The organism is Zhurongbacter thermophilus (assembly GCF_026184435.1).
Taxonomy (GTDB): Bacteria; Coprothermobacterota; Coprothermobacteria; order Coprothermobacterales; family JAADFF01; genus JAADFF01.
This window is the reverse complement of sequence record NZ_CP046447.1, coordinates 526385-552634: the sequence shown is the minus strand read 5'-3', so window position 1 is coordinate 552634 and position 26250 is coordinate 526385. Positions and strand designations below refer to the sequence as shown.

General features: G+C 40.6%; 27 protein-coding genes and 1 riboswitch. Of the genes, 8 read left to right on the top strand and 19 right to left on the bottom strand.

The features are described 5' to 3' along the window. Positions 1 to 1584 (bottom strand): 1,4-alpha-glucan branching protein domain-containing protein, encoded by a 1584-nt coding sequence (locus GM182_RS02495; RefSeq protein ID WP_449187025.1) that lies wholly within the window; start codon positions 1582 to 1584, stop codon positions 1 to 3. 106 nt (positions 1585 to 1690) lie between these two features. After that, positions 1691 to 1862: riboswitch (cobalamin riboswitch) on the top strand. A 33-nt stretch (positions 1863 to 1895) separates the two neighbouring features. Between GM182_RS02495 and sucC the strand changes: the two genes are divergently transcribed. From sucC to GM182_RS02470, 5 genes are read left to right on the top strand one after another with little or no spacing between them, the layout of a single operon-like run. Continuing rightward, positions 1896 to 3035: an ADP-forming succinate--CoA ligase subunit beta gene (sucC, locus tag GM182_RS02490; protein ID WP_449187024.1), complete on the top strand. Its 1140-nt coding sequence runs from the start codon at positions 1896 to 1898 to the stop codon at positions 3033 to 3035. Beyond that, positions 3035 to 3907 (top strand): succinate--CoA ligase subunit alpha, encoded by an 873-nt coding sequence (gene sucD, locus GM182_RS02485; protein ID WP_449187023.1) that lies wholly within the window; start codon positions 3035 to 3037, stop codon positions 3905 to 3907. The genes sucC and sucD overlap by 1 nt, the downstream gene beginning before the upstream one ends. After that, entirely contained in the window at positions 3904 to 4788 is an 885-nt protein-coding gene (locus GM182_RS02480) for a DMT family transporter (protein ID WP_449187022.1), read from the top strand. Before sucD ends, GM182_RS02480 begins: the two co-directional genes overlap by 4 nt. Before the next feature lie 10 nt (positions 4789 to 4798). Next, on the top strand, positions 4799 to 5653 hold the full coding sequence (locus GM182_RS02475; protein ID WP_449187021.1) for an NAD(P)/FAD-dependent oxidoreductase: 855 nt from the start codon (positions 4799 to 4801) through the stop codon (positions 5651 to 5653). A gap of 4 nt (positions 5654 to 5657) precedes the next feature. After that, entirely contained in the window at positions 5658 to 6602 is a 945-nt protein-coding gene (locus GM182_RS02470; protein WP_449187020.1) for a radical SAM protein, read from the top strand. On the opposite strand, the gene GM182_RS02465 is transcribed toward GM182_RS02470, so the two are convergent. Genes GM182_RS02465 through GM182_RS02450 form a run of 4 tightly spaced genes read right to left on the bottom strand, consistent with a single transcriptional unit; the run spans position 6597 to position 10412 of the window. After that, positions 6597 to 7202: a cysteine hydrolase family protein gene (locus GM182_RS02465; protein WP_449187019.1), complete on the bottom strand. Its 606-nt coding sequence runs from the start codon at positions 7200 to 7202 to the stop codon at positions 6597 to 6599. The genes GM182_RS02470 and GM182_RS02465 overlap by 6 nt on opposite strands. Then, positions 7192 to 8565: a glucose-6-phosphate isomerase gene (locus tag GM182_RS02460; protein ID WP_449187018.1), complete on the bottom strand. Its 1374-nt coding sequence runs from the start codon at positions 8563 to 8565 to the stop codon at positions 7192 to 7194. Before GM182_RS02460 ends, GM182_RS02465 begins: the two co-directional genes overlap by 11 nt. 13 nt (positions 8566 to 8578) lie before the next feature. After that, the gene (locus GM182_RS02455) at positions 8579 to 10006 is read right to left on the bottom strand and encodes an RtcB family protein (protein ID WP_449187017.1); all 1428 of its coding nucleotides are present in this window, start codon (positions 10004 to 10006) and stop codon (positions 8579 to 8581) included. Between the two features lie 10 nt (positions 10007 to 10016). Next, on the bottom strand, positions 10017 to 10412 hold the full coding sequence (locus GM182_RS02450; RefSeq protein WP_449187016.1) for an archease: 396 nt from the start codon (positions 10410 to 10412) through the stop codon (positions 10017 to 10019). 59 nt (positions 10413 to 10471) lie between these two features. Between GM182_RS02450 and GM182_RS02445 the strand changes: the two genes are divergently transcribed. Beyond that, complete coding sequence (locus GM182_RS02445) at positions 10472 to 13054, top strand: transporter substrate-binding domain-containing protein (protein WP_449187015.1); 2583 nt, start codon at positions 10472 to 10474, stop codon at positions 13052 to 13054. Here GM182_RS02445 and GM182_RS02440 read toward each other — a convergent pair. The 7 genes from GM182_RS02440 to GM182_RS02410 are packed head-to-tail and all read right to left on the bottom strand — an operon-like array spanning position 13051 to position 18472. Continuing rightward, a complete protein-coding gene (locus GM182_RS02440; RefSeq protein WP_449187014.1) occupies positions 13051 to 13470 on the bottom strand; it encodes a molybdenum cofactor biosynthesis protein MoaE in 420 nt (139 codons plus the stop codon). The genes GM182_RS02445 and GM182_RS02440 overlap by 4 nt on opposite strands. 5 nt (positions 13471 to 13475) lie before the next feature. Next, a complete protein-coding gene (locus GM182_RS02435; protein WP_449187013.1) occupies positions 13476 to 13706 on the bottom strand; it encodes a MoaD/ThiS family protein in 231 nt (76 codons plus the stop codon). Next, entirely contained in the window at positions 13703 to 14722 is a 1020-nt protein-coding gene (locus GM182_RS02430; RefSeq protein WP_449187012.1) for an adenine nucleotide alpha hydrolase family protein, read from the bottom strand. Before GM182_RS02430 ends, GM182_RS02435 begins: the two co-directional genes overlap by 4 nt. Before the next feature lie 2 nt (positions 14723 to 14724). After that, positions 14725 to 15978, bottom strand: coding sequence for a hypothetical protein (locus GM182_RS02425; RefSeq protein ID WP_449187011.1), 1254 nt, complete (start codon positions 15976 to 15978; stop codon positions 14725 to 14727). Further along, positions 15969 to 16964: a DUF2207 domain-containing protein gene (locus GM182_RS02420; RefSeq protein WP_449187010.1), complete on the bottom strand. Its 996-nt coding sequence runs from the start codon at positions 16962 to 16964 to the stop codon at positions 15969 to 15971. The genes GM182_RS02425 and GM182_RS02420 overlap by 10 nt, the downstream gene beginning before the upstream one ends. After that, positions 16965 to 17543, bottom strand: coding sequence for a cyclase family protein (locus GM182_RS02415; RefSeq protein WP_449187009.1), 579 nt, complete (start codon positions 17541 to 17543; stop codon positions 16965 to 16967). Next, positions 17540 to 18472, bottom strand: a complete 933-nt coding sequence (locus GM182_RS02410; protein ID WP_449187008.1) for a M48 family metalloprotease — start codon at positions 18470 to 18472, stop codon at positions 17540 to 17542. Before GM182_RS02410 ends, GM182_RS02415 begins: the two co-directional genes overlap by 4 nt. Positions 18473 to 18607: 135 nt before the next feature. Between GM182_RS02410 and pdo the strand changes: the two genes are divergently transcribed. Further along, positions 18608 to 19321, top strand: coding sequence for a protein disulfide oxidoreductase (gene pdo / locus GM182_RS02405; RefSeq protein WP_449187007.1), 714 nt, complete (start codon positions 18608 to 18610; stop codon positions 19319 to 19321). 34 nt (positions 19322 to 19355) lie between these two features. Here the strand turns inward: pdo and GM182_RS02400 are convergent, their stop codons facing one another. After that, positions 19356 to 20453 carry a glycerate kinase family protein gene (locus tag GM182_RS02400; RefSeq protein WP_449187006.1) on the bottom strand — a complete coding sequence of 366 codons (1098 nt, stop codon included), beginning with the start codon at positions 20451 to 20453 and terminating at the stop codon, positions 19356 to 19358. Positions 20454 to 20525: 72 nt separating this feature from the next. On the opposite strand from GM182_RS02400, the gene GM182_RS02395 reads away from it, so the two are divergent. After that, positions 20526 to 21506 (top strand): 2-hydroxyacid dehydrogenase, encoded by a 981-nt coding sequence (locus tag GM182_RS02395; protein ID WP_449187005.1) that lies wholly within the window; start codon positions 20526 to 20528, stop codon positions 21504 to 21506. A gap of 24 nt (positions 21507 to 21530) precedes the next feature. On the opposite strand, the gene GM182_RS02390 is transcribed toward GM182_RS02395, so the two are convergent. Genes GM182_RS02390 through GM182_RS02365 form a run of 6 tightly spaced genes read right to left on the bottom strand, consistent with a single transcriptional unit; the run spans position 21531 to position 26238 of the window. After that, positions 21531 to 22223, bottom strand: a complete 693-nt coding sequence (locus tag GM182_RS02390; protein WP_449187004.1) for an MBL fold metallo-hydrolase — start codon at positions 22221 to 22223, stop codon at positions 21531 to 21533. Between the two features lie 2 nt (positions 22224 to 22225). Next, positions 22226 to 23032: a pseudouridine synthase gene (locus tag GM182_RS02385; protein ID WP_449187003.1), complete on the bottom strand. Its 807-nt coding sequence runs from the start codon at positions 23030 to 23032 to the stop codon at positions 22226 to 22228. Between the two features lie 2 nt (positions 23033 to 23034). After that, the gene (locus tag GM182_RS02380; protein WP_449187002.1) at positions 23035 to 23634 is read right to left on the bottom strand and encodes an ECF transporter S component; all 600 of its coding nucleotides are present in this window, start codon (positions 23632 to 23634) and stop codon (positions 23035 to 23037) included. Beyond that, positions 23634 to 23999 (bottom strand): hypothetical protein, encoded by a 366-nt coding sequence (locus GM182_RS02375; RefSeq protein WP_449187001.1) that lies wholly within the window; start codon positions 23997 to 23999, stop codon positions 23634 to 23636. Before GM182_RS02375 ends, GM182_RS02380 begins: the two co-directional genes overlap by 1 nt. Positions 24000 to 24011: 12 nt before the next feature. Continuing rightward, on the bottom strand, positions 24012 to 24860 hold the full coding sequence (locus GM182_RS02370) for a hypothetical protein (protein WP_449187000.1): 849 nt from the start codon (positions 24858 to 24860) through the stop codon (positions 24012 to 24014). Next, a complete protein-coding gene (locus GM182_RS02365) occupies positions 24850 to 26238 on the bottom strand; it encodes a leucyl aminopeptidase family protein (RefSeq protein WP_449186999.1) in 1389 nt (462 codons plus the stop codon). The genes GM182_RS02370 and GM182_RS02365 overlap by 11 nt, the downstream gene beginning before the upstream one ends. Positions 26239 to 26250: the final 12 nt, after the last annotated feature.

Here is a 26250-nt window from a genome sequence, read left to right as displayed (position 1 = left end):
CTACACCTCCAAATATAGATTTTCGTCTATCTCTTCAAAAAGGCTATCTTCGTCTTCCCACATGGCCAGAGTATCTTCGTCAATCTCTGCTTTACCCAGAAGAACATTTGCTAGTGTATCGGTCCTTTCCTTATGAAGCATAAATCTATCTTTGGCATAATGAACGGCTCCTCCCGTGGTAATAAGAAACTGCCAATCACTGGCCTGTAGAATAAGAAGCTCTCTTAACATCTGTCTAATTATTCTCTTATCTTTTTTACCTTCCATAAGGGCCTTTTTCACCAATATTTCACTTTCATAAAGGGGTTTCCACATCCATGCCACCTTATCGTTATTCCAAACCCAGAATGTCCCCATGTAACCCCAGGAATTTCTGGGTAGATACACACGAGCCCCAACTTCGCTTCTTTCCAAGTAATCTGAAGGTGAGACCACATCTATACCACTAGAAACCATAGACTTAATCATATGATAAAGAAATTTGGGTCCTTCAAACCACCAATGTCCAAAAAGCTCGGTATCAAAGGCTGTTAGAACATAGCCACCTGCACCATATTTCTTTTCATACTCCCAAAGTACATCTTCCACCTTTGAAACAAAATCTTTAGCATGGAGCCGAAGTTTTCCATCTGCCCACTCGGGATGATACACATCTTTATAGCCCAGATCAAAATTCTTATCCGTAATACGCCAGTATCTCAATCCCGTTTCACTGTCCCTTTTGTGAAATTCAAGATAATCACCATCACCAGGATATCCTATACCTGCAGACCATACCTGTTCAGACAGCCTTCCATGTCGCGGAAATGCAACAACAGAAGAATCGGCAAGGTAATAGGGTTGCATACTGAGATACTCTCCTTCAGGCACAGAAGGCATATAACCATTTTCTATAGCAATACGGTCTATTCTTAGTGCTCTATGGTCAATAATAGTAAATGCTACATTATGTTTCTCCAAAAAGTATTCTATTCCCGGTCTCTCAACAACCTTATCTCCTTGGATAGCATATTCTTTAGGCCTATAAGCACATTCAGGCATCCAAAATCCTTTAGGTCTTCTACCAACTCTATCTTGAAAACTCTGAACTCCTACACCAACCTGTAAATTAATAGAACCATCTGTCCCAAGCAGGGGAAGAAAACCATGGGTAGCAGCAGATGTGAATAACTCTATATGGCCTTTTTCTTCCAGCTCCCGAAATGCCCCAACAACATCTTTGTCTATATCAAGATAAAAATCTCTAAGCCTTGTAAAATGATCTAGCCAGAAACGAGCCAGTTCCCTATAGGGCATATCTCTAGTTTTAACATCACTTTCTGCCCTATCTATAAGATCCTCTATATAATCAAATGCCTCATTTTGAAGATAAGTATCTTCGAGCATTTCAGCAACAACAGGAGTTATATTAACAGCAACCTTATATGGAACATCTTCTTCAGAAAGTTTTTTAAATGTCATCAATAACGGAATATAAGAATCAAATATCGCTTCATAAAGCCACTCTTCCCCAAAAGGCCACTTGCCGGCCTTTTTTACCCACGGAAGATGGGTATGTAAAACAAGCATATAATAACCACCCATAGTCTCCCTCCTCCTTATATTACCTGTATATAGTAATTGTATATCTTCCTTATGTTATGAAGACATATAAAAGTTCTTGACCTACCCATTTATGCAATTTATAATGAATAAAGTATTTGCAGATGGTGATGTAAAAGGGAACGCGGTGAAAATCCGCGGCGGACTCGCCACCGTGACCGGGGACAAGGGCTTCAACATGCCACTGGGAGGTATCCTGGGAAGGCGAAGCCTAAGGACGATCCGGAAGCCGGGAAACCTGCCATCTGCAAGACAAATAACCCTCCTGAGCGAGGGTAAGGGAGGTGTAGTTTATGAAACTACATGAGTATCAAGGCATGGACCTCTTCTCTAAGTATGGTATTCCCCATCCACCTTATCATCTTGTCTCTTCTGTTGAAGAGCTCGTCTACATTAAAAACGCCCTAACATTCCCCGTCGTTGTCAAAGCACAAGTTCTTGTAGGAGGCAGAGGAAAGGCCGGTGGAGTTCTCTTTGCCAAGGACTTCGATGAACTGAAAAAAGTCGTTGACGAACTTCTCCACAAGAAAATCAAGGGCAAAGCTGTTAGGAAAGTGCTTATTGCCCCTAAGGTCAATGTGGAAAGGGAATACTACCTTGGTATCACCCTTGACAGAAGGGCAAAGGCACCAGTGGTTATTATTAGCGAAGCAGGCGGTGTAGACATTGAAGAGCTGGCTAAGACATCACCAGATAAGATTATTACATTCCATCCCTACACCACACTTGAGCTAATGCCCTTTGAGATCCGAGAAGTCGCCAAAAAACTGGGGTTTCCCAAAGAAGATATGCCAGCCCTGGCAGACATTGCCGCCAAACTTTACAGGCTATTTAGAGAAAAAGATGCCCTACTTGCTGAGATAAACCCATTGGCAAGAGTAGATGGTAAACTTATGGCTCTTGATTCCGTCGTTATCATAGATGACAATGCCCTATATAGGCATCCTGAGCTACCATCTGCCGAAGATGAAGAAAAGACACAGTTAGAAAAAGAGGCCGAAGAAGCAGGTATCGCATTTGTAGAACTTGATGGAGATATTGGCGTTGTTGGGTGTGGAGCTGGTATTGTTATGGCCAGTATGGACCTTATCACATACTTTGGCGGTAGGCCGGCATCCTTTATGGACCTTGGTGGTGGAGCGACCAAAGACAAGACGGTTAAAGCCCTAGAAATACTCAATAAGAAACAAGGTATAAGGTCTATATTCATGAACATCTTTGGTGGAATAACCAAATGTGATGAAATAGCCAAGGCCATTGTAGAGTTTCTAAAGAAGACTCCAGATGCCCCTCCTGTTGTCGTACGTCTTATAGGCACCAACGACGATATTGGTAGAAAAATACTTGCCGACAACGGCATTAAGGCGTACATGAACATGGAAAAAGCAGCCAAGAAAGCTGTGGAAATTGCCTATGAAAGGAGGGGACAATAATGGGAATTTTAGTAGATAAAAACACGACAGTGCTTGTTCAAGGTATTACTGGAAGATACGGCTCTTATCATACAAAGCTAATGCTCGATTATGGAACCAAGATTGTGGCAGGGGTTACTCCCGGTAAAGGTGGTCTTGAAGTACATGGGGTACCTGTCTATGATACTGTAGAGGAAGCTGTCAATAATCATGACATAGATGCCTCTATCATCTTTGTACCTGGTCCCTTTGTCAAAGATGCAGCACTGGAAGCTTTAAAAAATGGTATTAAGCTTGTCGTCATTATTACCGAACATGTCCCCGTGAATGATGCCTTACATATTATGGAAGTGGCAAGAAGACAATGTGCCACAGTCATTGGTCCCAACTGTCCCGGTATCATTAATCCCGGTGAAACAAAACTCGGTATCATGCCAGGCCATGTATTTAAAAAGGGAAAAGTGGGTATCCTATCTCGCAGCGGAACACTGATGTATGAAATATCATCGCTTATTAGTGATAGTGGACTTGGAGTATCAACAGCTGTTGGCTTAGGTGGAGACCCCATTATAGGAATGACAATGGTAGAAGCACTAAGACGATTTCAGTGCGATTCAGAAACAGAAGCCGTGGTCATACTAGGTGAAATTGGAGGAAGTAGCGAAATAGATGCAGCTCAGTATATCAAAAGTGAATTTACTAAGCCCGTTGTGGCATACTTTGCCGGTAGAACAGCACCTAAGGGTAAACGCATGGGACATGCCGGTGCCATAGTGTCTGGAGAAGCAGATACCATCGAGGCTAAAGAAAAAGCAATAAAAAATGCAGGAGGTCGTGTTGCCCATATACCCAGCGAAATACCATTAATACTTAAGGAGGTTCTCGAAAGATGAATAAAACCCTGATGGGGTATATATTTTTCATCATTACAGCAATTATATTTGGCTCTAACGAAGTTGCCTCCAAGATTGCCCTGACAGGTAGTGGCGTTGATGCCACTCATGTAAATCTTGCCAAATTTGGTATAGCAGCATTAATATTGCTTCCCTTCATGCTAAATAACTTCAAACAAGACAACTTAACTTTTAAAGATCATTTACACTTCGCCGAGTTAGGCATTCTTGTAAGCATATCACTCCTCGCATTAGTCGAATCAATATCTGTTTTAGGATCTGCGGCGTTGGCAAGCTTAATATTTTCTGCAAACCCTATCTTTACTGTCATCTTTGGACATACAATAGCCAAGGAAAAGGGAGGCAAATATCTATGGCATGCCGTTATTTTGGGTATTGTAGGTATAGCAACAATATCGGCTCATAAAATTATTGGGGTTAAACATGTAGACTGGTGGGGACTTACCCTAGTTCTATTTGCCGCAATTATATTCTCACTTTACTCCGTACTGTCAAAGATGAAAAATCATGAAGTTAGCAAATACACTAATATCTTTTTTACATTCGTGTGGGCAACAATAACCTATCTTATTGTGATGCTTCTAAGAAAAGAACCAATAATTGTACCGGCTATGTATACCAATACAAAAGTCTTGATTGCCCTTTTATGGATAGGTATTGTCATAACAGGCATAGGATACATACTATATTTTAAAGGCATGGAACTGGCCGGAGTTCATAGAAGCACCACAGTGTTTTTCTTGAAACCTGTAGTAGCAGGAACTCTTGCATGGCTTATTTTAGGAGAACATATTACATGGAATATGATACTTGGTACAGTGCTTGTCATATTGTCAATGTACCTCTTGTACAAAGACTAACAGTCAATATATGAGCATAATGGGGATGGTCTGTAGACCATCCCTTTTTTGTTATAATCGTCGTGTTATGCATAAAGTATGCGTTATAGGGATGGGACCAGGGGGAATTGCGGCATCTGTCATGCTAAAAAGGTATAACTTATCTTTCCTTGCATTTGAAAAAGATACACCAGGAGGTCTTATCAGAGAGGCTTATCGTGTAGAAAACACATTGTATTTCCCAAACGGTATCAGTGGTAAATATCTTCAGCACATTTTCACCAAACATCTTAATAGATGGAGCATAGCCTACCATAAAGAAGAAGTATTAAGCATAAAGTACAACAACAATTCCTATCTCATAGAAACAGACAAAGGGAGCTATACCTGTCAGTATGTTATAGGGGCCACAGGCACCATTCCCAAGACACTCCCTCTGAACTTCAAGCATGTTTACTACTACCCTTCTTTACTACCATCAGGCATTGATAATCTACTGATTGTTGGAGGTGGGGATATTGCATTTGACTACAGCCTCACGGCTAAAAACATACTCGGGATAAAAAATGTCACCATACTACACAGAAGCAAACCCAAGGCACTTCCCATACTTGTAGAAGAGGCAATAAGAAGTGGGGTAAAAACTGTAAAAGGTTCTATACTTGACAGCAACAGCTCAACACTACTGACAACAGCCGGAACATTCTCTCCCGATGCCATCTTGATAGCCATAGGAAGAATACCTAACGACAAGATATACCCCAAAGATACACCGAATCTGTATCTTATTGGTGATGTGGCATCGGGCATATTTAGACAAACAACCATAGCCATAAGTGACGGCATAAAAGCCGTCATGGATATAGCCATAAAAGAGCGGAGGTGAACATATGGAAATCATACACAAAGTGCCCAGCAGTGTATCCACCGTTTATATTGGATACACCGACAAGGGGAACCTTGTGGAATTTGTTGAGTCACGACCAACAAGAGATGCAAAGAGCAAGTGGGTTGTTATTATCTCATCGCTCATTGGATGTCCCGTTGGCTGTAAGATGTGCGATGCAGGATTTTTCTACAACGGCAAACTAGATACCGATGAGCTAATCTCTCAGGTGGAATACGCCGTAAATGATGTATGGCACGGAAAACCGGATACCAAGAAATTCAAAGTGCAGTTTGCACGCATGGGAGAACCCTCTTTCAACATGGCTGTTATTGATGCCATGTTGTGGCTCAAAGATAAATATGATAACTTCTTTCCCTCACTATCAACTGTGGCACCAATAGGAACAGATGCATTCTTTGAAAGGCTTATTCAGGTGAAAAAAGAGCACTTTCCACACAATTTCCAGATGCAGTTTTCCATTCACTCTACAGACACAAATCAGAGAAATGAAATTATACCCATAAAGAAGTGGGACTTTGAGAAAATAGCAGATTTCGGCAGAGAGTTCTACGATGAGGGTGGCTTAAAAATCACGCTAAACTTTGCATTGGCACAGGAAAACAAGGCCGACGCAGAGGTAATTAGAGAATACTTCTCACCTGATATCTTCCTCATTAAGATTACACCTATCAATCCCACTGTAAGTGCTAAGAAAAATCATATGACCAATGACATAGACCTTGAAACAGGGCTTCCTATGAAGCACAAAGACTTTGTAGATAAACTAAAAGAGTATGGGTACGATGTCATATTATCTGTTGGAGATACAGAAGAAAACCTCGTCGGTTCAAATTGTGGTCAGTTCATATTGCGATATGTCAAGGAAAGTGAGCTGGATTTAGAAGGAGGCTACAAATACATCAAAGAGCTGGGGATAGTGCTATAACACTATCCCCAGCCACCTTCTTACCTCATCAAGGGGCGGTATATGGGCAATGCCATACGCCAGATTTTTTAAAGCACACTCATGCACATCGTGGGGCTTATCGGCTACCCCATCGCATGGCACAACAACATGGTATCCTCTAACAAATGCACTGCGGGCCGTTGTATCAACACACAGATGTGTTCTTACACCAAGAATAATCAGTGTATCAATACTCTCCTTGACAAGAATATCGTCAAGGAGGGTGTTGTAAAAGGCATCATAGGTAGACTTCTTGACAACATATTTGGCAAATCCTTGGAAGCGTCTATCTATATCGGCATAGGGTGAGTATTCATCAAGTACATTCCCCCACCAACGGTGCATAGGACCATTTTCCATATCCACATGCTTAGTGAAAATCACAGGCACCTCATCACAACCACTAATATCTTCAAGAAAAGAAGCTATCTTATCGGCAACACGGTCGGCTTCAGAAAAATACAAAGGAGAACCAACATGTGTAAACCACATCTGCATATCAACAACAACGATAGCAGGTCTTTTCATGCTTTCTTTAAACCTATTCCACCGCTGTGCTCTAAAATACTTACAGCTCAAACACCTTCATCTCCCCTAGCCTGCTTTTTATCTGCTGTGCAAGTTTTTCATATCCTTCCCTACCCATAAGGGCATATGTGGCGTTTTTGCCTGCCTCAACACCGGGCTGGTCATAAGGATTAATATTGAGAATCTTTCCTGCCAGTGCAGTTGCAAATTCGTATACAAAGAAGAACTGACCTATATGCTCCTCGTCTATTTTAGGGAAGATAACTTGCATCGCTGGTCTACCGTTGTCTGTAATGGCAAGGTATGTGGCAAATTGCTCAGCCAGTATCAGCTCTTTAAGGGTTTTACCTTTGAGATAATCAAGATCGGTGATATCTTCGTGAATGTCCTTGGGTATCTGGATATCTATCCCGAAGTCCTCAACCCTTAGAAATGTAATAACTTTATCAAAGGGACCTTCATTGTAAAGTTGAACCTGTGAATGCTGGTCGGTGGTACCAATAGCCTTAATAGGAGTCTGCCCTGTAAATACCTCTCTACCATCAAGGGTATACCTCTTACCAAGTGACTCTGCCCACAGCTGTCTATACCAATCGGCAACATTGGCAAGATTATTGGAATACGCAAACATCACAGCCATGTTCTTACCCTTTTTAAATAGATACATATGAGTATATGCTATAAGTGCAGCAGGGTTTTCCATAAATGGTTTCTTGGTGCGCTCTGCCATAGTCTTAGCACCATCTACCAGAGCTTTTATATCTACACCAACCATGTAAAGTGGCACAAGCCCAACTGGAGTCAGCACGGAAAATCTACCACCAACATCAGGAGGTATATCAAACATGGTAATTCCCTCGGCACTGCCTATCTTTCTTAGCACACCTTTTTCAGGGTCAGTTATAAATATGAGATGCTTTTTCAGAGAAACACCGGCATCTTCCAGCCACTTTCTGGCTATGAGATACTCAGCAGCAGTTTCAGCAGTTCTCCCCGATTTGCTGATGACAATAACAAGAGTTTTTTGAGGATTAAGCATATGAAGAAGTTTTCCTACATAGTAAGGATCTACGTTATCGGGCACCCATAATCTTGGATATCCATCTCTCTCATCTTTGGGTAAACCGTTGTAATAAACACCCTTTATTGCATCCCTTGTGGCTATAGTACCAAGAGCAGAACCACCGATGCCAAGCACCAATACATCATCAAAGTTGTATTCCTTAAAAGGCTTTAATGCTTCTTCGATGTACGATACATCTTCATATGGAAGTCTTGTAAAACCAGGTGCTTCCTGCCAAACTTCTTCAATATACCTGTTCATCAAATCTGTATCGCTCTTCATATTTTCAAGCGATACACCATGCTCACCAATATTTTCTTTTAAAAGTCCTGAAAAATCAAACTTCAGCATGGTATCACCTCCTTTATCCTTTCACAACACCCTTAGGTATCTGTCTACTAACTTTTCGAGCAATCCCAACCCTATCTATAACATTGACCACCTCATCTACATCTTTGTAAGCATCGGGAGCCTCTTCGGCCACTGTTCTCTTAGAAGCAGACTTTACAAGTATGCCCCTTTCTTCAAGCTGGGAAATAATATCTGTCCCCTTATGCCTCTTTAATGCCTGCCTACGAGAAAGCACTCTACCGGCTCCATGGGCTGAAGAGCCAAAGGTTTCTTCAAGGGCCTTCTCCGTAGGAACAAGCACATAGGAACCAGAGCCCATATCACCTGGAATGAGTACAGGGTGACCTGTCTCTTTATACACATCTGATAGCTCTTCCCTACCAGCAGGGAACGCCCTAGTAGCTCCTTTGCGATGAACCACGAGCAGCTTATCAGCGCCATCAACAACATGCTTTTCAATCTTTCCTATATTGTGGGCTACATCGTAAAGGAGAGGCATTTCATCGTACGCAATACCCAATGTCTTAACAAATGCCTTTCTCACTCTATGCATGATAATCTGCCTGTTTGCCCATGCAAAGTTTGCAGCAGCAGCCATAGCAGAGAAATATGCCATACCTTCCTTTGATGAATAAGGAACAGCTGCAAGCTGTGGATCTGGTACCTTTATGCCGTACTTCTTCATAGCATATGCCACCGTCTTAATCCAGTCAGTGGCAACTTGATGTCCTAAACCACGAGAGCCTGTGTGTATCATCACAACAACTTGATCGGCATACAGTCCCCACTGACGGGCAATATCTGGCATAAAAATATCTTCAACTACTTGAATTTCTATAAAGTGATTGCCTGCCCCCAATGTTCCTAGTTGCTTTTTTCCTCTATCAAAGGCTTTTCCAGAAATCTCATCAGGATCGGCTTCTATCATCTCACCGCGATTTTCTGTCCTATCCAAATCCTCCGACAGTCCCATATCATTTTCCACAGCCCATCTAGCACCGAATCTTAGTACTCGTTCCATATCAACCCGTTTTAATTTCAAATCGCTCTCGGCACCTACGCCTGCAGGGACAGAATTAAAGATAGCCGTAAGAACCCGATCCAACTTGCTCTGCAAATCAGACCAAGTTAAAGGGGTTAGCATCAACCTTACACCGCAGTTAATATCAAAACCTATACCACCAGGGGTAATAACACCATCATTAACATCAAAGGCCGCTACACCACCTATAGGAAACCCATAACCCCAGTGGATGTCTGGCATACCAATAGCATACTTTACAATACCTGGAAGAGTAGCAACATTCTTTAGCTGTGTAATAGCACCATCTTCTACAGCCTCCAACAATCTTGAAGATACATAAAGTCGTGCAGGGACACGCATACCACCTTCTCTTGGTATTTCATACACAAACTTATTTAACTCTTTGAGACCTTTCATATACTTCACCTCACAAATCTAATATAACAGAGACGTCCCACCTCATTGAGAAAGATACAGCTTTAACATCTTCACCAGTGGGATGTTTCCCCTTACAAGCTTTAATCCTTACAGTTATATTTACCAAACTATTTCGACGGCTATAAGCAATATCTTCAAGAGAAACAACTTTTATATTGTCTGTTTCTATAAGATACAAAAGATCTGAAAGAAGAGATACCAACGCAAAGGTCATATCAGGGCCATCACCTGATAGGGAAATAACAATATTCACATCATCGCAATCTGTATTTCCCCAGACATAGTCTGACAAACCAATGATAAATCCCTCTATAATTTCCTCTAAAGAATGTCCCTCAACTGCAAGTAAAGCATCAGCTGTATGGTCCTTAATTTCTACTCTCAAAATATCACCCCCTTGATATAATACTCTATGACACTACCTGTATACAGGGAGGAAGACTGGTGAAGAAGAAAAAGTGGCTACTACTGTACATCATACTTGCATTGTTAGCTGTTTATTTAGGTTTTCTTACTCCCGCAACCTACGCAGAACCAGAAAGACAAACCGTCTATTTCGGTATTGATAAGGACTTTCCTCCATATTCATGGAAAGACAAAGATGGAAAAGTAAAAGGTTTTTATGTAGACATATACAATTACATCAAAAAAGAACTGGAAAAAGAGGGATATCATGCTGAAGCTATAGTGGAAGCTGGTCCCACGATCATGAAAATGTTCGATGAAGATAAGATACAGGTCATTATGGGGCTGAGCATAACCCCAGAACGGAAGAAAAAGTATTATTTCACTATGCCACTCCACATATTGACATATAAAATGTACACAATAAAACATAAATATATCAAATCCATCGACGACTTAAAAAACCCAGTATCCCCTTTAACAATAGGTGTACTTGAAAACTCATCTGCAGAATCATATGTAAGGTCAAATTTTCCTTCACTTTTTATCAAGGAGTATCCTAGCGTAGAAGAGGCCATAAAAGCTTTACTCGAAAACAAGATTGACCTTCTCATGGGGTATGAGTACATTGTCAAATTTTACTTAGATAACTACTTTAAAGATGCCAGTAGTCAAGTGTATCCACTACCCATAGATTTTCCAGGAGGTCATAAATGGCATGCTATAGCCATCAATAAAAATCATGAAGACTTAGCCTACAAAATTGATGAAATCATCAAGGAAATGTCCGAAAAAGGAATACTGGCAGAAATCAACAGCAAATGGTTCGGACAAGAAGAACAAACATTTTCTAGAAGCAAATTGCTTTACTACATCCTATTAGCGGTTATAGGTATTATCAGTGTAGGTTTTGCCTATCACATACAGTTAACAAATGCTACTAGGAGATTACGCACCCTGATTAAAGAAAAGGAAGACCAAAGAAATCAGCTGGAATACCAGATGAATGAACTTATGGCTGCCAGAGAAGAGCTAACCGCTATGAGCGAACAGCTTATGGCTCAACAAGAAGAATTGACATATCTATATGAAAATGAACGTTCACTAAAAACACAACTAGAAAAACAAAACGATTTCCTATCTACACTACTTGCATTTTTTAGAGTACCAGAAGAGGGAAGTGATTTTACCACTCAACTAAAAAACTTTCTTATAAAAACAAAAGATGCATTTGATGCCTCTGGAGTTTATCTATATAAATATGTGCCAGAGACAGATTCGTTATCACTTGTTGCATACGCCGGTGAACCCAAACCTGCCCCATCCATCTCACCAGGAATAGTTCAAGCATTCCTATTAGGCAAAACTACATTTTTACCTGCATCTGCAGATCCTATCGCATCAACACTTGGAGTGGAAGACGGAATTATTCTAGTCGTTCCCCTCATAGCCCTTAAAGAAAATAAAGGCATACTTGTACTGTACTTCCCCAAAGAAATACCAGATAATGAAAAGAGTAATGTCACATCTATTCTGGAAAACCTTGCCCCATCACTGGGCATATACATGGAAAATATGATGGTTATAGAAACCCATCTATCAGAAATGGTAAAGCTCAGGGAACTGCTACAGTTTATAGAAACAGCAATTACTATCACAGATATCGACGCATTGTTGAAGCAATTTACTGTGTTTGCAGCCAAAATCTCTGGTATGGAAAAGGCATTCCTATTAGACAAGGACAATAACATTGTCTTTGCCTCACACGATGGAGTAGAACATTATATTGAAACAATAAAGCGATACCTAGATAAAGAAGACTCTATTTTCTATGATGAAGCATCTCAACTTCACTTCTTCATACTCAAGTTCGATATTAGAGACCAGCAGTACAAGCTTGTGGTATTATCAACCTCACCAGAACTATCTCCTGAATCTATTAAATCAAATACCTATTTCTTAAAACTCGTTACTAGGTTCGTGAGCATATACGCTAGCAACATTTTATACGCTAAGAAACTAGAATCTCTATTAAAAATGCGGGCCAAAGAGAGTGCACTATTAAAAGGCATCGTGGAGCATATGCTGAAAAGAGAAGACACAGAAGAAAATCTCGTTATCACATTAGCAATGATATTAGAACGCAGTGGCATACCAACAAGAGTAGAAAAGAACGGAAAAATCATTTATGGTAAGGAAGATATTCCCGAGGTCGATAGCTTTAGCATTTCATACTTTGGTGAAGAATATACACTCATTTTAGGAGACAAAATACAGGAACATCTAAAATCAACAATTAGAATGTGGATTCAACTCAAAGAGGAAAAGGCTACATGGACACAGAAGCTAGAGGAGTCAAGAGCCGAATGGCTTGGCATCATCGATTCAGCCCCGTATCCACTAGTGGCCATAGATGAAAATGGTATTATTAACAAGGTCAATAGAGCATTTGCTACCCTTGTAAACAAATCAATTGATGATCTTCTCGGAAAGAATATCAACGATATCGTACCCGGAATATTGCAAGCTTGCGAAAGAGAAACATGGGAAGGCTGGCATTGTTATGAATGGCTAGTAGATGATATTCCCATAGGGAAAATTCTTATAAAGGGAGAGGTTTAGTCCTCTCCCCTGTTATCGGGTGTTCCTTCTTCTATCCAAAACTCTCCTTCTTCATTAATCTCCTTTTTAAAAATAGGTACACTATGCTTTACCTCATCAACCACCCACTCTACAGCCTTAAATGCTTCTCTTCTATGTGCTGCACCAACAATAACAATCATCGATTCATTTCCAACCTCAACTCTACCCAGTCGATGATGTATCTCTACAAACAAAACTTTAAATCTCTTTTGAGCTTCTTCCTCTATACGCTGCATCTCTTTAATCGCCATAGGCTCATAGGCATCGTACTCCAAAGCCAATGTCTTACCATATCTCCCATCAGCCCGTGTAACACCGCGAAAAATTACCCACGCTCCAACCTCCGGAATAGTAGGTATTTCATATACTATTTGTTCTTTATGAAGTTTAGCCATAGAAGTCACCCCCCAGATACAGGTGGAAATGCTACTATCTCGTCATCAGGTTTTATTTCATAACTATCATCCACGTACGAGCCATTGACAGCAACAAGTATAGGAATATCATCTAATCCTTGCTGGGCCAATAACGCCCGAAGATATGATTTCAAGTCTTTTACCGTTCGCACATTTTCTATTTCTACATACTCACCAAGAATATCTCTAAATCTGGCAAATAATTTTACCCTCATAGGAGTCTCCCCTTTAGAGGACACATAACTTTCTTTTCACTAAGATGTATCCAGCCATGCTCCTCAGGATTTTTAGGAACAACATGAACAAGTTGACCATCGCCATACCGATAATCAGCAGCTCCCATTTTTCTTATCTTAGATGAGTAATATGCAACATAGGAAGCCATTTCATCATAAGGTAAAGGATCTGCATCAAAGGTATAATATACGGCAAATGGTCCTGTCTGTACACCCTCTAATGAGATCCCCTGCCTATTATAAACAGCTTTTAGTTCTGTAGATTCGTCCTTATTACGGGCTATAACAAGCCAATGCTTTCCACCATCTTTGATAAGATGTCTTCCTATTTTCAACATATATACAAAGTCACGTGGCACATAATCTAATAATCCTAAAAGAAGACATAGCCTACGCGCATATACATGCTCTGTTAGTAAACAACCACCAGCTGGAGTAGGTATTTCCTTAGCACCAAGTTTCTCGGCAAGTTCTATGATATGTGTACGATTTCGCCCCTTGAAATCAAGTAATATTTCATCAGGGACCCAACCTTCTCTAACAGGCTTTGATGGTGGCAAAAGTCGTGCTGACATTGGTCGCAGCAGCAAATCGGCATCATCACCAAGATAATTAAGATGGTCATCAAGGATTTCACGTCTTTGAGACATGGGTCTTTCTCCAAGCACCTCACCGGTAACAACATACTCGGCTCCAAAAAGATGTCTCATCTTTAGTGCCTTCTTGATCATTTCAAAGTGGCAATCGGCACAAGGATTAAGTGCTCTACCGTATCCCCAGCGAGGTTTTCGGATAATATTTTGCATGTCGTCCCAAAAGTCAATGACATTTAAAGGGATATCATGGATCATGGCTAGCCGTCGCACTCTATCTGCACTGCCAAAGTATGGCACATCAAAATACACCCCCTCAAAGGGGACTCCATACCTCTTAAGAAGTAATGCCACTACCAGACTATCAAGCCCTCCTGAAAACAGCACTAATCCTTTCCTCACACTCATACCTCCTTTTCCATATTATTCCACCCTCTCATAAGGGTTATTAACCTTTCACGAGGCAACATTAACTTATATATTCTGTCTTCACCAAACATCTTGATAATAACATAATCATCAGGATCAAGTACCGTACCAGCAAACGTTATAGGAAATGAAAAAGATACTATGGAAAAACTAATACCAGTTTTCCCATCAGAAGAAATATAATTCCCAATAGGCATTTCTTCCTCAGGAATATCTTTTAGAGACTCTAATATAGACAATACACTTTCAGAAATCCTCATATCGAAAGGTATAAACATGCGTGCCCTAAGACCATAAAAACCAAGCATATCAATGAGTATGCTATAGTCTTTTTCGGGCTGTCGGGCAAGAGCTGCATACAATAACCCCTTACGCGAAATCTCGTCTGTATAAGCACTACCAGAAAAATGAAGTTCACCAGGAAATATATCATGCCATAAGACGGTAAAATGCTCCCGTATCATATTTACAGGAGAAACATTACTTGCAAATACCCCTTGGAATTCCATGCCATTACCAGCATAAACTTCTACTTTTTCACCTATAAATGACATAAGCGATATATCAACCTTACCTACTGTGTCTGTAAAACATAAATAATATGGAAGAACTGCATCACTAGCTGATAGATGAAATCTAGAAGAATATATACGAGCACCCTCACCCGGTTCTTTAACTTTAAATTCAATCTTGTAAACCTTCACATTCCAAACGCTACTATATGTGTAAAATTCTTCCCCAGGCACATCTATAACTAAAGAAGCCAAATCACCAGATAAAATGCTATCTACAATGGGACGCCTAACAACTAAAGATGATGTCCTGCGTAATTTTACCTCCGTCTTCTTTAAATCCCCAGCCAATACAAGTTTGCTTCCCATATCTATCTGCAATGAGGCTTTCACAAGTTTCGACGGAATAAAAATCTCTCCCGCTTCAGTAACCATTAGCGTTAAACTTCCAGCATAACGATCTTCAAATTGTATATCCAGGAAGGGGGAACCCTCTACTTTTACTGTCTTAGAGATGGCTCCGGAGATATATAAACGCTCTCTAACAGGTGAAATTCCTTTAGTAAGTGCCTTTACATATAATCCTTCTGCTTCTGAAGGGATAACTACGCGTTTTTTCTCCAATCTTTCATGTTCTTCAACTATCTCCGGTTCAATAGGAACAGTCTTGTCATCATAAACGAGAAAATACGCATACTTTATCTTCTTTATTTCCACAGCTTCCCAGTGCCTCCCAAAGAACCTGCAAGCATATTAACTGCACCTACAAGTGCTCTAATATCAGAAAATGATAACTTCTCCGTTTCAGCAAATGGTGGTTTACCCACTTTCACTTTACCATCAATAATTTGATTTTTCACCACATCTAAATAGTGTTCTACAATACCTAATGCTAAGGCATAGCCTAGCAAATCATAAAAATTATCTATCTCTACATTTCCGCTTACCACAGCTTTTTTAAAACCTAACCATCTGCTTCGAAACTTTTTAGCAGTTGGAGACCACATGTAATGTATACGGAACATAAGAAGACCAACCAACACAAGTAATACAGACACGGTATAACCTACATAATACATGTTAACTTCTCTTGTAAGATACGTCACATATGCAGATACTCCTGCCCATAATACGGAAAAAGCTCCAATAAGATAGGTAATACCCTTTATACTCTTTCGTGGTTTACCATATTTTTCCTCATATGCATCATCAACAAGTTGCATGTATTTCTCCCAAAACTGTCGCTTATCTATCTTTGCAAAATGTGAATACAAGTCATCTACATCGATGGTATCTGTCTGTGTTTCTCCGAATAATCCGCTTTCTGATACCAAATCTGGAATTAATTCATAAATGGAAGCCAAAACCTTATCTGACGGAGTATCAACTTTTTTTATCTTTATTTTTGTCATTTCCCCCATAATGGCCTTATCTTTTGCAAATACAACTTTAAGATAGCCATCTTTTATCAACCTGTAAAACGAAGCTGCAATACTATCAACATAATAAAATTTCTGCTGTCCCAAAATCGGGGGAAGTAGATAATCCTCAGGTTCATAGGGATGCCCTACATACCATCTATAAGATTCTCGCTGAGAAAACCATAGAACAATATCTACAATAAAAAGTACAAATGCAACTGCTAATACAGCATAGAGCAATATATCACCCGATATACCAAAGAGTGTTATTGTCGCCGTCATCTATTCATCCCTCCCAACATGCACAAGTTTAGCAACAGCCGGCAATGCATCAACAGTATCGACAATAGACAGTGTAAATAAAAACATTTTATACTTACCCTCTCTTACAGACTCGAGATTGATATTCTCCAAGATAGGGATTCCTTTCTTTAAAAATAACGTGTGAATATAACCATCACCTGAATACCTCTCAATAGAAGGTGCTTCAATACCTACAAGAAGCATTTTCTTGGACACAAGATAGTGTGCTTTCTCTTCATTCAAAGCTACGTAGTCTTTATCGATAGTTCTATTCATAAGAGATAAACCCTGCCCTGTTTTTATAAGAATACCATCAACACCCGCTAAATCTACTTCATATAATTTGTCTATTCCCACAACCTGTACACTATAAATGTCCTTTAAGACAACTTCTTGATCAAGACCAACATGCATTGGCAAATCTACATGGGTTCCACTATGAAGAGACATATAAAGATATCCTATAGTAAACTTCTCTGAAGAGCTCATCTTTACAACTGGTGGTTTATCGTCCCACCAGTAAAAACCCCCCACATGTGGCACTGTTATATCTATCATAATGCAGTCATACTCCTCAGCCTTTTAATCCTTTCATCAATAGGCGGATGTGTAGAGAACAGTCCTGAAAGCATAGACGATATACCATAAAGAGGATCAAATATAAACATATGAGAAAACTCTTCTGGCACACGAAGCCTTTGCCGGGAATATTCATGATACATCTTGAGTTTCTCTAGGGCCGAAGCCAACGCCTCAGGATTGCGAGTAATCATAGCCGAACCAGCATCTGCCATATATTCTCTCTCGCGGGATATGGCAAATCTTACCATCATTGCAGCAATAGGTGCAAGAATAATAACAAGAATGGCAAGAATCATACCAAGGGGATTTCTATCTTCTCTATCTCTACTTCTTCTGCCCCCAAATGCTCCCCAGAATGTCAGCCTCATCAGAATTCTTACAGCGAGCATTAAGCTCATAGCCAGTACTGCAGCGATAGTACCAACAACGATATCACGATGCCTTATATGAGATAATTCATGGGCAAGCACTCCAGCAAGTTCATCTCTATTCATCATTTCCATAATGCCACGAGTTACAACAACAATACCACTTTTGGGCGACATTCCTGTGGCAAAAGCATTGGGTACATCGCTTTCTATTATACCCACCTCAGGTTTGGGAAGACCTGCAGCAATACTAAGCTCTTCGACAATATTGTGCACCATCTGTGCTTTCAATGATTCATCGGGAGATAATGGTCTTGCTCCTACAGCTGCAAGTGTGATAGGTCGTGCAAATATAATAAAAACAAGCTGATATACTAAAAACCCCACAAAAAGGGTAATACCCCATGTCATATCACCAGTTAGATAACCAACGGCAAGGCCAAAGGCAGCAGAAATAAGAAACATCAGTATAAAAAGAAGTACGGTTTTTATTCGTGACTGGTTAATGGCATCTTCGATGCTTATGATATCCCTCACATTATCACCTCCACCTGGTAAATTGTATCAAAGTTATGTTATTCTGGTAAAAGTACAGAGAGAGTATATGGTATAATTTTAAGGCTACCTAACTTTATGTAGATAGCACAGAAGATTATTTGGAGGTGAAGTCTTGTGGGACTTTTAGGAGAAAATGAAATTAAAGCCGTAAAAGAGAGACTTAGCGGGATAAAGAATCCCGTAAAGGTGGTACTTGTCAATCCACCTAAGGGCATTGATCTGCCTGATATACCAAAAAATCAGTACACAGAAACAACAGAGGAACTATTTGAGGAACTTGTTGCAGCCGTTCCCGATAAGCTGTCTCTTGAGATTCTCAGGTATCCTGAACAGAAAGAAGAAATTTCTAAGTATTATTTATCTCAGCCATATGGTTATCCACTTATGACAAGCGTTATTTTGCTTGATCATGAGGGCAATGATTATGGCATCCGTTTCTATGGTATCCCAGCCGGTTATGAGTTTGCAACAATTCTTGAGGACATCATAATGCTTGGCAATGGTGACCATGGTCTTAATCCTAAGACTGTACAGGAGCTTGAGAAACTACCAGAAGGTGTAAGATTGTGGGTATTTGTTACACCATCTTGCCCTTACTGCCCAAGAGCAGCTAGACTTGCCCATCAGATGGCATATGCTTCTAAAAACATTATAGAAGCAGCTACTATTGAGGCTATGGAGTTTGAAAAACTCTCTCAGGAGTGGCAGGTCTACGGCGTACCCAAGATTGTTATTGGTCTTGGTGATGAGATGGGTAAGGGACAGTTTGAAGGTGCTGTTCCTGAACCAGTATTCATGAGTCACATCAAAAACGCTGTATCTAAATAAAAAAGGGGGCAATCGCCCCCCTTTTTTATTTTCATTAAAACATACCTGCTAAACTAAAGGCAATGTCTCTCATAAGTCTATCGGCATGATTCATAGCATACCGAACACTAACAGGACCACACACTAAAGTAAAAGCACTATCAAATACACCCCAGTCTATCTCTTCATGCTCTACCCTGCCACCAATACCTATCACCTTACCACCTGTTATCTTTTTAAATGCTTGGGCTACACCATACGGAGCTTTACCCATAAAGGTCTGCCTATCAATCTTACCTTCACCTGTAAAGAGAACATGTGCTCCCTTTATCTTTTCAGAGAAATTCGCTTTAGCTAGTAGAAACTCTATGCCACTAACAGTTTTTACACTACCCAACAGGTGTAGTGCTACAGATACACCACCTGCAGCCCCATACATAGGTTTACCTAAAATGGAAACACCCGCTTTTTCTTCTACAAGTCTCCCCCACTTATTTAATGCCTCATCAAATACCGGTATATCTTCTTCAGACAAGCCTTTTTGAGGACCATATACTACAGCAGCTCCCATATCGCCTACCAACGGATTGTCAACATCTGAAAGAACAGTGATATTTAATCCTAAATTACGGGGAATATCTATATCCTTTACATGTAAAAGGAGTTGTCCTTCAGGTTTTAGTTTATATCCATCAGTGTGTATTGGAAATCCAAGAGGCAGCAATAGCCCTATTCCACCATCAACCGTAGCACTACCTCCAACGCTAATAGTAATATCCTTGATACCCCTTTTAACTAGGCTGGCAATAACTTCGCCCATGCCATATGTTGTTGTCTTTCTAGCATCACGCTGCTCGTCATTGATCAATGCTAAACCTGAAACATCTGCCATAGCAAACATAGCCCAATTGTCATCAACCAAGACGGGGACTTTAATAGGTCTCATCAATGGATCGTGTGCATCTACATACTCTATCTGGCCACCAAAGTGATACTTCCACACCTCAAGAGTACCATCTCCACCATCGGCTATAGGAAAATGTATAACTTCATCTGATTTTCTACGACTATTCCATCCCTTTATAAAGTGGTACCCCGCCTGCACGGGAGATAGACTTCCCTTAAATGCATTGAATGCCACTACAATCTTCAAGTTTACTTTCACCTCCTATTTTTCACTTTAATGCTACCATACTTGTGAGAAATATGTAAAGGAGGGGAGAATATGCCGTACATTTATGTCACAAGGCGAATACCAGAAGAAGGTTTAAAACTTCTAAAAGAGAGGGGATGGGACATCTACATTCATGAAGATGAACTTCCACCAAGTAGAGAAGAACTGTTGCGCAGAGTACAAGGAGCTGACGCAATACTCAGTCTTCTTACAGACAAGATTGATAAAGAAGTATTCGATGCTGCAGGAGAAAACCTAAAAATTGTAGCTAACTATGCGGTAGGATACGACAATATTGATATCGATGAGGCTACAAAGAGGGGGATAATCGTTACTAACACCCCGGGCGTACTTACCGATACAACAGCAGATTTTGGTTGGGCACTATTGATGGCTATTGCAAGAAGAGTTGTAGAGGCAGACCAATATGCTCGCAGTGGACAGTGGAAAACATGGGGGCCTATGCTTATGCTGGGCACAGATGTTCACGGTAAAACATTGGGAATCATAGGATTTGGTCGCATAGGCAGAACTGTTGCTAAAAGGGCAAAAGGATTCGATATGAACGTGCTCTACTATGATCCAATAAAAGCTGATGAGGAAACTGAAAGACAACTAAATGCAAAACAAGCAGACTTGGATACTCTGCTAAAAGAAAGTGATTTTATTGTAATATGTGCCAAACTAACACCAGAAAATAGACACCTCTTAAACAAAGAGGCATTCCAAAAGATGAAAAATAGTGCCTATCTCATAAACATCGCCCGCGGCCCTATAGTAGATGAAGAGGCGCTTGTGTGGGCACTAAAAAATGGAGAAATCAAAGGAGCAGGACTTGATGTCTTTGAACATGAACCTAAGATCCATCCCGAGCTTATAAAAATGGATAATGTTGTACTAACACCACATATAGGCAGTGCTTCAGAAGAAACAAGGGGAAAGATGGCTCAGATGGCAGCATCTAGTATCGTAGCCGTGCTAACGGGAAAAATACCTGAAAATATTGTTAATCCCGAGGTTTTGAAGAAATAAAATAAGGGGGCTCGTGCCCCCTTTTTATATTTCTATAGTGTCTCCCAATCCTACATCAAGATATCCTTCTTTCCAATCAAGAGCAAGTCTTCGTCTCGCTCTATCACCACTACAATGCAATGGGGCAACCTTTTTTAGTTTATATCGCAGATCATTCCACATCTTCTCTATAATATGACCAGGAGTTCTATACAGATGAAGTCCTCCAATGACCCAATCGGGATATTTACCCATGCGACTATTAACTTGTTCAAGAACTGTATAAAGACCTGGATGATTACAACCAACAAGAAGCACATCATGATCGCCTCTAAGATATAGGGCCTGTTCCATAATTGCCCGAGAAGGCAGGTTCTTTAGAAGATATACACCTTCTTCAATCCAACCTTCTGCATCTCTATGAACCATGGATTCGTCAGGAATACCTGCAATAACAGCATCACGGGGTAACCATACATGCCCTATAGAAAATGCAGAAAACACATAAGGGAGACCACCTATATGGTCGTGGTGAGCATGAGATATAACAAGATGATCTATATACTCACCGGGCTTCAATATTCCCAGTGTTTCTATATTGTATTTCAGAATATCCGGTTTCTCTCCAGCATCAAAAAGCACTCTTTTACCACTATCGGTCTCTATAAGGGCAGAAAAACCCCAATCAGGCTTTAAACCATTTTTCGGTTCATTATCATAAAGAATTGTTAGCTTCACGGCTATCGCCTCCCACCCCTTCTGCGGTGATGGTTATTGCCACGCCCTTTCCGTGTTCTTTGTTTTTCATAAAACTGCTTTTTCAATGGTTCAACGATGTTCTTTATCTCCTTGTCAGTTAAAAATCTATATGTTCCCGGTTTCTGAATACCCTTCAGTGTGAATGGGCCAAAGGAAATACGTTTGAGTGTAATAACTTTCTTTCCTAGAGCACCCAGCATACGTCTAATATGTCTTTTCTTCCCTTCAGACAAAGTGATTTCAAGCAGTGTCTTTCCCATTCCCTTTCTAAGAATCTTGACATCCTTGGCTTTTAATAACTCGCCACCAGTGGAGACACCTTCTTTCATCTGTTTAATATCTTTAGCCGTAATATGTCCATCAACAAATACCTCGTATATCTTTTCTTTACCATAACGAGGATGCAACATAAGATCGGCAAAATCCCCATCGTTGGTAATGAGAAGGAGCCCCTCACTGTCTCTATCAAGGCGACCAACAGGAAAGATATTGGCCATAACCACACCACGAAGCATATCCATGACAGTCATACGACCTTTTTCATCCTTTTTAGAGGTAATAATACCTTTGGGCTTATGAAAAAGAATATAGACAGGAGGTTCTGGTTTTAGCACCTTACCACCCAGTGTTACCCTATCCACACCAATTTTTACATTATCGGTAGGCTTAGCAAGCCTTCCGTTAATACGGATATTACCCTCTCTTATAAGTTTTTCCACCTTGCGACGGGAATCTATTCCACACATGGCAAGATACTTTCGTATATTAACCTCTCTGCCTGTATCCATGTTTACTCACTCTCCAAACGATTTTCGAATTTATTGCTATCCACATTTACTATAGCACTAAGTTGCTTCACAACTATGGGACCTATAGCAAGAATGAGTATTATACCAGGTAAAGACTTCAAAGTCCAGTAAACAAGTACACTCATAAAGGCGACAAAGAAATTTGATGCCATTTTCGGGGCAAGGGGAGGAATAACAAACATTAAGACAAGTGCCGCTGCGAGTTTACCCATTATAAAGCCAATAACAGAAGAAATATAGAGAGAAACATAACTATCCCGATTGATTTTTCCTATGATTGCAGACGATGCTCCCCACATAAAACCATATATACCAATTTCTATGGCAAATATAAGCCAGAACGGATATGGTGGCATTCCTCTAACGATAAATGATACAAGTGGTGTTAAAAATCCAACAACAAAACCATGAATAGGTCCAAGAAGCATACCTGCTACAAACGCTCCCCACCACATAGGTACCCACATGGTACCAGCCACTCTACCACCAATAGCATGCAAAACAGTTGCTAACACAACAGCTGTGGCAACAAACACAGCATCAAGTAAGAGAGATTTCAGCGAACCCAATTCCCTTTTCACTACAAATCACACTCCTTCTTTAGCTCCTCATATGCCCAACGAGCTAATCCACCAGCTACATGGGTATCAATATCTGCTCCCTCTTCTATTTTCTTTCGTACTTCCTCAGGTTTGGCAGAAAGTATCTTGGAAACAGTAGTTGGTGTAAGTCCCAAGAGAGCGGCGATCTCTTTCTGGGTTTTCTTACCCATGTCATAGAGAAGCCATACATATGCTGCCTCTACGAGAGAAGGAAGCCATGTGAGATTACGATGAAGAATCAGATGCCTCGGACCACCTAGCAATGCCACTGCCTTTTCAACAATTTTCCATACCAATCTGTCGTAACGCTCCCAGTTACCACCCTGTACTTTTATAACTGGCATACTATCACCTCCTTATTTCTTAGATCCTATCTTAGAGGTAACCACCCAGGAATAATCAGAAAGCTGGGATGTTTGTATTTTCACAAATCTCACATTACCGTTAACTGTGAATGTAGATGTATAAACTATCCCCTCAGATGGAAGAGACATAGTACCAACAACTTGCCAATCCCTTGATAATGTACCAGTTTCTGTAAGAACATATACCGTTGCTGTCGCGGGGGCATTAATAACTCTTACCTTTATAGGCAATTTTTCTACATATACCTGACATCCGATATCATGTACCCATACCTTTCTGTAAAGATAGGTGGACACAAGAGAACCAATAGCCCTATTCTGCAACGTACACCGTGGGCGTTTATAACGGGGAAGAACAAATTCACTATAAATAAGCATAACACCATCGGGATGCTCAGGAGACACACGCTTACCATCAATAGCAAACTCTATGGCTCGAGCCATTGTTAATGTCGTTGTAAGTTTAATATCACCTGAAAAAGTCGTATAAGGTGCTTTAACAACAACCTTTTCTGCATGGAGAATAGACCACCTTTTTCCATCGGGCGTAGACAGTACAAGAAGAGTAGCTGTTTGGGTCTTACTGGTAGACACCGCTATGGCGTACTTTACTTCTTTGAAGTTGACATTCATCAAGGGATAAATATGTGTGTTCCATGGTGAAATACATGCATCATGAAACAATCGTATAGCTTCAGGACCTTCCTCATGCACTCCATAATCGCATTTCAGTGAAAAGGTATGAGAAAAGTCCTGTGGGGCAGAAACCTGCCCACAGGACACAAATGCAAATACAAGAGATACTAAAATAACTGCCAGTAATGTAAACTTACCTTTCACCGCTTATCAACTCCACAAGGGCTGTCATACTTCTTACTGGAAATCCTGTAGAGCCTGGAGGATTGTAATGCCATTGCTTCTTTGTTGTTGCCGTACCGGCAATATCTATATGTAGCCATGCCGTATCTTGGGGTATAAACTCTCTCAGGAAGAGAGCTGCTGTCACAGGACTTCCTTCTCTACCTGCACTATTAACAATATCTGCAACCTTACTTTTCATATTTTCTCTAAGATCTTCATCCAGCGGCATTCTATGCATCTTCTCACCTGTGTATTGGGTAACCTTTCTAACTTTTTGAACAATATCATCAGAATTGCTAAATATAGCTGCAGTATAGGAACCCAGTGCAACCACAGCACCACCTGTTAAGGTTGCCATTGTAACAGTTATATCAGGTTTCAAACCATCGGCATACTGAAGTGCTGATGCCAGAGCCAGCCTACCTTCCGCATCGGTATTAGTAATTTCAACAGTTTTTCCATTCTTTGCTCTAATAACATCACCGGGACGATATGAAGCGCCATCTGGCATATTTTCAGCAAGGGCAAGAATACCATGAACCTCTACATCACTCACCCCCAACTTGGCAATTGCCCTCATAATACCAAGCACCATAGCGGCTCCGCTCTTATCAAATTTCATGCCATCCATAGCTGTCGGTGGCTTGAGGTCAAGTCCGCCAGCATCAAATGTTAGACCCTTACCAACAAAGGCAAGCTTCTTTTTAGGTACACCATTTTTGTAGGTGAGACGAATAATGCGAGACTCTTTAACACTACCCTGTCCAACAGCAAGGATAAGATTGTATCCCTCCTGTTTTAAGGCTTCTTCACGAAGAATTTCTATCTCAAAACCATATTCTTCGGCAAGCTTACGGGCAACATCTTCAAACCAATCTGGGTCAGCTACATTGGCAGGCTGGTTGGCAATAGTGCGGGCATAGTTTGTTGCCTCTACCATAATGAGGGCTTTTTCAACGGTTGGTTCGTAGCCTTCTCCTTCCGGCACAAGGAAGACAACCTCTTTGGGCTCCTTGACTCCCTCAGATTTAAAGTCTACAAACTGGTAAGCACTGAGCCCAATACCCTCAATAATGGCAAATAGTTCTTCTTTCGTTAATTTAACAGGTAGTTTAACCTTCAAAACATCGCTACCATCCTGCCTCACACGGGTAACAACCTTTGCTGCATGTCTTCTAACCTTTTCCACATCATCTGCAGGTATCCATACTTTATAGTCTAGGACACCCACAGGTTTCATTCTAAATTTCTCGCTCTGACCAAATACAACATCAACAAATGCAATCTCCTCATCTTCGACATAATAATCAGAAGTAACTACCTCATAGTGAATCTTAACGGCATCATAATTAACCACTACTTCCACCTC